Raw genomic sequence first — 2,246 nt, forward strand, 5'->3', positions numbered from 1 at the left:
ATGTGGCTCACCACATCCTTCGCCCCCTGGTTCGCCTCCGTCATCTCGGTGCCGGTCACGGCGCTGATGACCGGATTGGCCCCGTCGCCGATGGCCACGCTCAGGGTGGAGGAGACTTTATCTCCGTCACTGTCGATGAGGGTGAAGCCCGCCTTGAGCAGACTGTCTGCACTCCCCTGATCCAGCGGTTGGTTCAGGGTGAAGACGTAGTGACCGTTCTGATCCAGCGTCAACGTGAAGACGTTCTGGCCGTTGACGGCGCCGCTGATGCTGTTGCCGCTGATGGTGATGACCACGGGCTGGCCGCCGCTGGTGAGCCCCTGCAGGCCAGGTTGGCTGGCATCGAAGCCGATATGGGCCAAAGGATCGGTGCCGGCGGTGATATTGAGATCCCCACTGAGGGTCTGGGCGGCGCTCCAGTCGCTGTCCTCCACCAGGGTGAGGGAGACGGGGTCGACCTGGGGCAAGGCGCCGTCGGTGATGGCGATATTGAGGGTGCCGAGATTGCTTCGGTCACCGTCAAAATCGGTGCCCTGCACCTGCAGCCCCAGGTTGACGCTGTTGGTGCTGACCGGCTGATCCAGCACGCCATCGAGCGTCACATGGTACTTGCCGTCCAAGTCCAGGGTCACGGTCAGGATGGGTTTGTTAGCCGCATCCAGCAGGGTGATCTGGTTGCCGCTGACCTGATAGTGGGTCGGCTGGCCGCCGCTGGTGAGGCCATTCAGGCCGGGCTGGCTCGCCTCGAAGTTCAGCGACACCAGGCGATCGCTGCCCACGCTCACCGGCAACTGGCCATCCAGGGTCTGGCCTGAGGCCCCTTCCTGCAAGGTGACCCCGCTGTCGATGCCAAGGTGAGGATCGGCGGCATCGGTCACATGGATGACGGTATCGCCCTTGCTGACGGTGCCATCGCTGTCCGTCACCTGCATGCCGACACGAATATCGAGCCTGTCGTTCGCGCCGTGATCCAGGTTGGTGTGAGTCACCACCTGATAATCGAAATCCACCTTGGTGTGCGCCGCGACGCTATCGGGCACATTGGGCAGGGTCACGCTCAGCACCAGGGTGCCGCTCGCAGTCACTGCCTGGAAGCTGTGGCCGTTGCTGCCCGGTACGGCCTGCCAGGTGAGGGTCTCGCCATTGTGAGTGACGGGATTGCCGTTGATGTCCATGACCTGACCGCTCAGGACCAGGCGCACATCGACGATGGGATCGGAGTAGGCCTGTACCGTCACCTTGCCCGTGATGAGCTGATCGTCAGCGGTCGCACCATTGGCGGCGCCATCGAAGCGCCCCTCGCTCAGGGTCACGCTGTCGATGGTCACCCCGTTGACGATCGGCCTGACGCCTTCGCTGATGGTGATGTCCAGAGTGCCCGTGGTGCTGTCGTTGTTGCCGCCCCCCTTGTCACTGTCAATGATGTCAAGCTTGAGGGGCAGACTCGTCTTGCCGTCACCGCCGCTCTGGTGCACCCCCTGATAAAGGGTCACCTTGTAGTCGAACGTGTTGCTGGCGGCATTGTCCAGCTTGCCCACCAGTTCGACCTGAAGCACCTCGACGCGCACGCCGTTCACGTCCACATAACCCTTGAGGATCTGGTTGCCCGGAATGGCGGGAGCCCCGTCCACCAGTTCGTATTTCACCTGCTGACCCAGTGCCATCAAGGGGGGCTGGGAAGCCGGATCGGCGAACGAGACCTGACTCACCCGATCCGACCCCGACTCCAGGGTAAAGTGTCCCGTTTCCGTCAGGGTGTTGTGGCCGTCGAGCCCACGCTCATCCAGGCTCACCCCGCTGCCCGCCACGAAGTGCGGCGCATGGCCGTCCTTGATGGTGAGCGGCAAGTCGGTGGAGACCCTGTCCCCGTCCTTGTCGGTCAGGGTGACGGTGAGCGGCAGGTCGAGGGATTCGCTGCCCTGGTGATCCAGCTCGGCCCCCAGGGTCACCTTGGCGGTGACGCTCCAGTTGCCGTTGTTCTCAACGAGGCTCAGCTCGGCCCGCAGCACCTCGCGGCCGTCCGCGCTGGTCCCCACCAGCTCGCCGTTGGCATCCAGGGTGAAAGTCACCGGGCTGCCGTGGCTGCTGTACTTGCCATCCAGGCTCTGCTGAATGGCGGCGATATCGAATTTGAGGCTGCTCGTATCGAGTGCATCAGCCCCGTGGCTCACGGTGAAGCTCATGTGGCTCACCACATCCTTCGCCCCCTGGTTCGCCTCCGTCATCTCGGTGCCGGTCACGGCGCT

The 2,246-nt window shown here is 63.7% G+C and carries 1 pseudogene; it reads right to left on the minus strand.

Annotated elements, in window-relative coordinates:
- Positions 1 to 2,246, minus strand: a pseudogene (locus AB5Y50_RS00895) (type I secretion protein); the annotation flags it as partial.

This window comes from Aeromonas sp. s6 (genome assembly GCF_040907815.1).
GTDB classification, from domain to species: Bacteria; Pseudomonadota; Gammaproteobacteria; order Enterobacterales; family Aeromonadaceae; genus Aeromonas; species Aeromonas caviae.